This is a genomic window from Psychromonas hadalis ATCC BAA-638 (assembly GCF_000420245.1).
GTDB classification, from domain to species: Bacteria; Pseudomonadota; Gammaproteobacteria; order Enterobacterales; family Psychromonadaceae; genus Psychromonas; species Psychromonas hadalis.
On the sequence record NZ_ATUO01000153.1, the window covers coordinates 1 to 8418 of the forward strand.

The window sequence follows — 8418 nt, forward strand, 5'->3', positions numbered from 1 at the left end:
TCCTGCCTTTTGATGCTTGAATTAACAACTGACCAGAAAGCAAACTCATTCTGTTTGTTTTAAACCCGTTTGCCTGTGTTTTTGCAAGTTTTGCTTTGGATTTTGTATCCAGTTGCAATAAGGCTTAATTTTGCTGATCATCCTTCTGGGCGTAAGTTGCATCAAGGTAATATTCCCCTGGGATATCAAGGTATTTTCCTGTGATTGTTATATTGCTTCTGTTTCCTGATTTAATCTCAAGTAGTCAAGCTTTTATGTTTTTCTCACCTCTGGAAAATAACAGTATTCTTGCGCAACTTATCTCTCTTTGCTAAGTGATTTAACTCTTTCACTGTTCCCAAATTAATCGTTGAGCTTGTGGAGTAAACTCAGAGAGAAGCCTCTTTGTTGCCTTAGCCATTGCTCTTTAAGAATCCATTGTCTCTTTATAAGGAATCGCCATTTTAAAGTGTGCACCGCCTTGTTCTGCAATGTATTGAATATCACCTTTAAATAACTGACTGACGATGTTGTACACAATATGCGTGCCTAAGCCACTGCCACCTGAGCCTCTTTTTGACGTGACAAAGGGGTCGAAAATACGATCTGCAATATCATCAGGAATACCCTTACCGGTATCGCGATAATCGATATATAAGGTGCTCTCTTCTAGCTGAATATTGATGTAAATTTCGCGTTTACCTTCCCAATCTTCAAAGCCGTGAATCAGTGAATTAAGAATAAGGTTTGAGTATATCTGTACAAAACTGCCTGGAAAGCTATAGATAGAGAGCGTTTCTGAGCAATCAATAAAAACGTTACAACGTGATTGTTTCAATTTATGTTTCAGTGAAGTCACTACTTGATTAATATTCTCTTCTAACTTGAAGGAATAACAAGCTTCACTCGACTGATCAACTGCGACTTGTTTGAAGCTACTGATTAAATCTGCTGCTCGTTTTAAATTACTATTTAATAAACGACCCGATTCCCCTAATCGCTCAATGAGTTCGACCACATAACTTCGAGAAAGAGTGTTGCTGGATAATTTTTCACTCAGATGGTTGATCTCCTCTTGTAAAAAAGAGGCTGCGGTAACACTGATGCCGATAGGGGTATTTATTTCATGGGCCACACCTGCAACAAGCCCACCCAGTGACGCCATTTTTTCTGATTCAACTAACGTTTGCTGAGTGCGTTTTAGTTGCTCAAGCGTTTGTGTTATCTGCTGATTACTTTCGGTGAGTGCTGCCGTACGTGTATTTACCTTTTCTTCAAGTTGGTCATTAAGTTGTGTTATTTCTAGTTCAACCTGTTTCTGTGGAGTAATGTCATGGCCAAAGCCAATTAAATATTTAATTTTCATGCCGTCGTAAAAAGCGGAAAAAGTCCATAACAGGGTATTAACTTCTCCCATCTGATCATGCATCTCAATTTCAATACTATAAATGGCTTCATTTTTTGCAAGCTTTCCAAGTAGTTCTTCTCGGCGATCTGCTAGTACAAAAATATCTAACCAATTTTTCTTATTGAGCTCTTCTTGGCTATATCCCGTTAAGATAACGGCAGCAGGATTGATGGTGGCAATTTTAAAGTCTCTGTCTAAGCAACAGATAACGGTACTTGAAGAGTTGATTATAGTGGCTGAGAAGTCTCGCTCTTGTTGTAACTCTTCGATTGCGATCTCTTTATCGGTGAGCTCGGCAACAATGCGTTTTTGCATCTTATTAAGCAGATAAACCAGTTCATCGAGTTCATCACTTGTACTAGATATATGATGGCTACGGCCATCTAAAATAAGATCTTTATTGTGGCTACTGAGTTTGATATTACGGGTATAAAGTGCAATTTTATTGACATGGCGAATCACCATATAATAGATAATAAAGAGAATACAAATCGAAACCACCATGGTTTTGATGGTTTGACTAACGAGGATAAGCAGTGATTTTTCAATCAAACGATTATAAACCTGATCTAAAGAGGCTGCGACAAAAAGTGTACCTACAATTTCACCTTGGTAGGTGAGATCAAATTTTTTGCTGATATCAAATTTCTCTTTGAGCGTGCCCTGCTCAATTAAAGGAACTTCGGAATTGCCCAGCACCTCATGAATTAAAACATACTGCATGTCAGCAAGGTTCATGATCCCCTCTATCTGAATTTGGATCTGCTCTTCATCAAGGTTCCATAAGCTAGCTGCCATTGGTTGTAAAAAACTAGACTCTATTTGATCAATACTGGCTTCTATTTTTCCCACATCTTGCTGAAAATCCCACATCAGTTGGATAAGCGTGATCACAATTGCGAGTGCAGTACTACATAATAAAATATAGGAGAGCAGACGTGTAGATAAACTATTCTTTATTGTTAAAGGCTTAAAAAGTGCGAATATATTTTTTACTTTCATTATAAGAAACCTGAGAGAACGAAATTGGTAATAAGAAAGTTAAGTTTAGTCTAACTCTGTTGTTGTCCCTACTTTATAGACTGAAAAATGCTAGCGAAAGCTACTTATTGGGTGAGAAATTTACACACTTCATTAAATGATAGCGTAAGCTATCTTTTTTATTCTTATCTTCTCATTTAAGGAGAGCGCTATTATGACCGAAATTAAAAATTGTGCACTTAACAAAACGGCTGGATTACCCCTTTTTAGTGATATCAATGTTGCAGATATTATTCCATTAGTAACTGAAACTATTAATAAAAACAAATTATTGATCGATAAATTATTAGCAGAAACAGCCACGTTTAGCTGGCATAATTTTGTTAATATTTTAGATGAAGCGGAAGATCATTTAGGAAAATTATGGTCGCCTATTTCACATATGAATGCTGTTGTAAGTAATGATGAATTACGCGAAGCACACGATAGTTGCTTACCCCTTTTTGCTGAATATGCTACTTATGTGGGACAGCATGAAGGGTTATACCAAGCTTATTTAACGATGAAAGAAAGTGCTGAGTTTAAGGATTTAAAAGCAGAGCAGCAAAAAGTTATTGCTGATACGTTACGTGATTTTCAGCTTGCAGGTATCGCTTTGAGTGACGATAAAAAAAGTCGTTATGGTGAAATAAAACAGCAAATTGCGACTCTACAATCTCGATTTAGTAATAATGTGATGGATGCAACGCAGGCATGGAGTAAGTTAATTACTGATGAGGATGAACTTGCGGGGTTACCTAAAAGTGCGATTGCGGCTGCCAAACAAGCCGCCAGTGAAAAAGACAAACTGGGTTATTTACTCACGTTAGAGGTACCGAGTTATCTGCCGGTAATGACTTACGCAAACAATCGTCAGTTACGTGAAGAGGTATATAGAGCATTCTCAACACGTGCATCAGACCAAGGGCCTAATGCGGGCGAGTTTGATAACTCTGATATCATCGAACAATTGTTAGCCTTGCGCCATGAGTTAGCGCAATTACTCGACTTTAGCAGTTATGGTGAATATAGCTTAGCCACTAAAATGGCGGAAACGCCAGATCAAGTGATTGGATTCTTAACTGATTTAGCAAATAAATCACATGCACAAGCGCTAGATGAACGAGATCAAGTGTTCGCTTTTGCAAAAGAGATGGATGATTTAAATGAGTTACAAGCGTGGGACCTCAGTTATTATGCTGAGCAATTAAAACAGCAACGTTATACTATTTCTGATGAAACGCTACGCCCTTATTTTCCTGAAAATAGAGTGGTTGATGGGCTGTTTTCTGTTGTTCATCGGCTGTTTGGTTTGGAGATTAAAGAGCAGTTCGATTTTAATCGTTGGCATAAAGATGTGCGTTTTTTCCGTATCTACGATAAAAATGAGACACACCTAGGCAGTTTTTATTTAGACCTTTATGCGCGTGAATTTAAACGTGGTGGAGCATGGATGGCGGATTGTCGCGTTCGTCGTCGTCAAGTTGATGAGAAATTACAGCTACCTGTTGCATATTTAACCTGTAATTTCACTAAACCGGTTGGTGATAATCCTGCGCTATTTACCCATAATGAAGTGGTAACCTTGTTTCATGAATTTGGTCATGGGTTACATCATATGCTCACTAAAATTGAGTCTGCCGCTGTTTCAGGAATTAACGGTGTTCCGTGGGATGCGGTTGAGTTACCAAGTCAGTTCTTAGAAAACTGGTGTTGGGAGCCTGAAGCGTTAGCGCTTATTTCAGGTCATGTGGAAACAGGTGAAACATTGCCTGCTCGGCTGCTTGACAAGATGTTAGCCGCAAAAAATTATAACAGTGCGTTAGCAATGGCGCGTCAATTAGAGTTTTCACTGTTTGATTTTGTTTTACATCATCAATATAAAGCAGGCGTTAAAGGACAGCTTGAAACGGTGTTAACAGAAATACGCGATAAAGTGGCGGTGATTAAAGCACCTTGTTTTAATCGCTTTCAACATAGCTTTAGCCATATTTTTGCTGGTGGTTATGCTGCCGGTTATTATAGCTATAAATGGGCAGAAGTATTATCGGCAGATGCTTTCTCTCGCTTTGAAGAGCAGGGGATATTTAATGCTGAAACAGGTCAGGCGTTTTTACACGCTATTTTAGAGAAAGGTGGTAGTGATACACCAATGGTTTTGTTTAAAAGCTTTATGGGGCGTGAGCCTAATACAGAGGCGTTATTACGTCATTGTGGAATTCAATAATAGTGAGTTACGGCTATCAGCAGATAGCCGTTATTTTTTCTACCATTCAATACCCGCTTGCGCTTTTACGCCTGCTTTGAAAGCGTGTTTTTCATTTAAAATCATGCTGTAAGTATCTACTGCATCAATCAGTTCCTGTTTTGGGCCTCTGCCTGTTAACACCACATTCATTTTCTCGGGGCGATTTTTAAGGGCATCTAACGTCGGTTGAATGTCTAAATACTGATATTTAAACATGTAGGTTATTTCATCTAAAATCACTAAGTTATAAGACTCATCAGCCAACAGCTCCGCCGCTTTTTGCCACGCTTTTTCCGCGCTACGAATATCCTGATCTTTATTTTGTGTTTCCCAAGTAAAACCATCTCCCATGGCAAACCAATCTACATTTTCTTGACGGGCAAAAAATCGTTCTTCACCGGTGCTCATTGCGCCTTTTAAAAACTGTACCACGGCAACTTTATGACCGTGGCCTAAAGATCGCGCTAACATGCCAAATGCAGAGCTACTTTTACCTTTACCCGGTCCTGCTAAGAGAATAGAAACACCACGCTCAATATCTGCGGCTGCTATTTTCTGATCTTGCTTCTCTTTGATCGCTTTCATTTTTTTTAAGTGTTTTTCATCTGTTGTGTTGGTCATCTTTTCTTCCTTGTCTGGTAAAGAAAAAGCCTGCATGAAGCAGGCTTTGAAATAATGAGAGGAAATTTATTCCTCTTTGGGTTTTGCGCGTACCAAAATAATGTAACCGATGATACCAGAAACAATGGAAGCTATCAGTACAGCAACTTTAGCGATGATCTGGTGTTCAGGATCTTTAAAGGCTAAATCAGTAATGAAGAGTGACATGGTGAAACCCATACCTGCTAAGAAACCTACGCCAATAACATGCGTCCAAGTAACCCCTTTTGGCAATTCACCCCATTTTAAAATGGTTAATAGCTTAGTAAATAGACAAATACCTAAAGGTTTACCTATAATTAGACCGGCTGCAATCCCTAATACAACGGGGTTAGTCAGCTCTGCTAGCATGCTGGAATCGATAATGACCCCTGCGTTACCCAGTGCAAAGAAGGGCACAATAATTAAAGTAGCAAGTGGATGTAAAGCATCCTCTTTAAGCTGTAGTGGATTGGCTGCCTGATAGCTTAACGATTTTATTTTTTTTAATGATGTGATTGCATGGCGACTTAGTACATCTTCTTCGCAGTGGCGATCACTTTCTAAGCCTTTTAACAGCGTTTTTGCTTGGTTCAGGTAACTATCCATCGATATTTCACGACGCGATGGAATGGTAAAGGCAACCGCAACCCCTGCAACCGTTGCATGAACACCTGATGCTAAGAAACTAATCCAAACAATCGTTAAGCCGATGCTGTAATAGAAAATATTGTTACGTACCCCTAAGCGATTGGCAATACCAAGAATGGCTAAACCGACTAAACCAACGACTAGCTCGTTCATAAATATCTGTTCGGTATAGAAAATAGCGATCACAATCACCGCCATTAAATCATCACCAATGGCGAGTGCAGAAAGAAATACTTTAAGGGCGATAGGTACACGGCTACCGACCAGTGCAAGTACACCTAATGCAAAAGCGATATCGGTGGCCATGGGAATGCCCCAACCATTTGCGGTGGGCTCACCAGCATTAATAAAGTAATAGATACCTGCTGGGAAGATAACACCACCGAGCGCAGCAAAGAGCGGTAACGCCGCTTTTTGCATACTTGAAAGCTCGCCATCGAGTAGTTCACGTTTTATTTCTAAACCGATAAAGAAGAAAAATATTGCCATTAAAAATTCATTAGCAATTTTGTGTAGATTGATTTGATGTACTTTATCACTGAAACCTGTAGACACTTCCCAAAGGGTGTTATGCCAAACATGATGATAGTGATCGGGCGCGATATTAGCCCAAAGTAGTGCAACGGATGCGGCGATAACTAACAAAACCCCACCAGTAATAGGGCTATGTAACCAATGCCATTTATGTGAACTCATTAATGCTCCTGAAAAAAAATAACAGATAGTCTCAATAATAGACAAAACTAACTGTTTGTGTGATGTAGCTAATATAATCTACAATGTTTTTATGAAAATAAGAAGTAATACCGTGACATTTTAAGTCTAATGATAGAGAAATGAATGAGAAAATTATCAATTACTTTGGTTCTGATGGTGACTGCTTGGTTATCAATGACCTATTTTGTAGCAAATATGGCTGAAAAAGAGATTAAAGCGCTGTTATTAGAAAATGCTCAAGCAGAGTTATCTATTGAACTGCTCAGTTATCAACGTTATTTTTTTTCTGCAATTGCAATCACTAAGGTTACCTTTAAAGATGATAATGACAGTGATTTTTCGTTACAAATAACCTCAGTGATTCACCATTACCCTTATCAAGTGAGCATCAAAAATAGCATTGAATTAGAAAATGAACGATTAAAAGAAACCGCACAAGGTTATTTTTCTACTTCACAGTGGATAACCTCAGAAGATAAAATTAATCTTTTTGCACAGCTAACAGGGCGGTTAACTGTCGTGGCGGGTTTTTATGAAAGTGAAACAGAATCGTTATCAACAGCGCCTCTGTTACTTGATTACCACATTGATCTGAAAAACAGAAAAGGTGAACTTACGTTGAATTGGGCGGGCTTGTTAGCAAACACATTGACAAACGGTGTTGATCTACAATCGTTACAGCTTATCTCTCATTTTGGACAATTAGCCAAGCAAGACGATTATGACTACCAGTTAAAGATAGAAAAAATCGTCTATCAACAGGATCAACAACGCTCATTATTAGAGGGATTTTATCTCAAAGGAAACCGTCAGCAAGGTGAGAAAAACAGTACAATTGATACCAGTAATGAATTACGGATAAAGCATTATCAATTTAATACCGATAATAAACAAATATTCACCCAAAGCCATATTAAATTAGATATCACAGGATTATATCAACCTGCCTTTGAGTTATTAAATAGTGGCGCGGGTAATACACAGGAGATTGAAGAGGCACTTATTGCACTTGTTAATCATGGTGCGCAATTAAAGCTTGCACAATTAAGCTCACAAACGCCTTGGGGAGAGGTAAATGGAAAGCTAGATCTGGTCTTAGATAAAGGCACACCGTTGACAGATATTATTATCAACCCTTATCTGCTGTTTGATTACATGAGTGGTGATGCGAGTTTGCTCTTACCGGTGAGTTTATTGGGTGAGCCCCTATTATCTGAACCTTTACAGATGGGGCTGAGGAGTGGTTTTTTACAGAAAAATGTGCAGACGCTAAATTTACAAGCAAGTTTTCAGCAAGGGGAATTGATCGTGAACGGAAGAGTGATCCCGTTGTAATACCAATGGAATTAATGAAGCGATCAAATATTGCGAAGGAAAAATTAGTACTAACAAGGCGTGAATTGCCCCTTTCGAGAGATTAACTGCGTTAATCCTCTCGCGGTAGAATTAAATAAAAACCTTTAATTCTTTGATCGTTGTTCTCACTTCACAACATAGTCTGGAACTATTTTGAACGGCTTTAGCAGGCCACATAGTGGTGAAGAACAGGACGTTCGTAATCAAATTTACAACGCAGTTAGGGGTGATTTTAACAAGTAAGACGGATCACCTTTTTAGTCAGGGCAAACGGGTTTAAATGATACAAGTTAAGTACAGTTAACCACCAATCCAGTGATTTTTCTTGATTGAAGGAATTAGTCTCTATTTATATAAATGAAAACATGCAGGACTAAAGTCCCACTTCCCAAAAGTAAGC

General features: G+C 38.7%; 5 protein-coding genes. 2 read left to right on the top strand and 3 right to left on the bottom strand.

The window, feature by feature from the left end:
• Positions 1-406: 406 nt before the first annotated feature.
• Positions 407-2389, bottom strand: a complete 1983-nt coding sequence (locus G322_RS0115295; RefSeq protein WP_022942612.1) for a sensor histidine kinase — start codon at positions 2387-2389, stop codon at positions 407-409.
• 193 nt (positions 2390-2582) lie between these two features.
• On the opposite strand from G322_RS0115295, the gene prlC reads away from it, so the two are divergent.
• The gene (prlC, locus tag G322_RS0115300) at positions 2583-4634 is read left to right on the top strand and encodes an oligopeptidase A (RefSeq protein ID WP_022942613.1); all 2052 of its coding nucleotides are present in this window, start codon (positions 2583-2585) and stop codon (positions 4632-4634) included.
• A gap of 39 nt (positions 4635-4673) precedes the next feature.
• Here prlC and cobO read toward each other — a convergent pair whose 3' ends face one another.
• Together cobO and nhaA are read right to left on the bottom strand one after the other, a co-directional pair.
• Positions 4674-5276 (bottom strand): cob(I)yrinic acid a,c-diamide adenosyltransferase, encoded by a 603-nt coding sequence (gene cobO, locus G322_RS0115305; RefSeq protein ID WP_022942614.1) that lies wholly within the window; start codon positions 5274-5276, stop codon positions 4674-4676.
• A 66-nt stretch (positions 5277-5342) separates the two neighbouring features.
• The gene (gene nhaA, locus G322_RS0115310; protein WP_022942615.1) at positions 5343-6641 is read right to left on the bottom strand and encodes a Na+/H+ antiporter NhaA; all 1299 of its coding nucleotides are present in this window, start codon (positions 6639-6641) and stop codon (positions 5343-5345) included.
• Positions 6642-6785: 144 nt separating this feature from the next.
• Here nhaA and G322_RS0115315 point away from each other — a divergent pair, with 144 nt between their 5' ends.
• On the top strand, positions 6786-7997 hold the full coding sequence (locus G322_RS0115315; protein ID WP_022942616.1) for a DUF945 family protein: 1212 nt from the start codon (positions 6786-6788) through the stop codon (positions 7995-7997).
• Positions 7998-8418 lie beyond the last annotated feature (421 nt).

Coding starts and splice junctions, on each gene's coding strand:
- nhaA (WP_022942615.1), bottom strand. CDS start 6,641: ATGAGTTCACATAAATGGCATTGGTTACATAGCCCTATTACTGGTGGG.
- G322_RS0115315 (WP_022942616.1), top strand. CDS start 6,786: ATGAGAAAATTATCAATTACTTTGGTTCTGATGGTGACTGCTTGGTTA.
- prlC (WP_022942613.1), top strand. CDS start 2,583: ATGACCGAAATTAAAAATTGTGCACTTAACAAAACGGCTGGATTACCC.
- G322_RS0115295 (WP_022942612.1), bottom strand. CDS start 2,389: ATGAAAGTAAAAAATATATTCGCACTTTTTAAGCCTTTAACAATAAAG.
- cobO (WP_022942614.1), bottom strand. CDS start 5,276: ATGACCAACACAACAGATGAAAAACACTTAAAAAAAATGAAAGCGATC.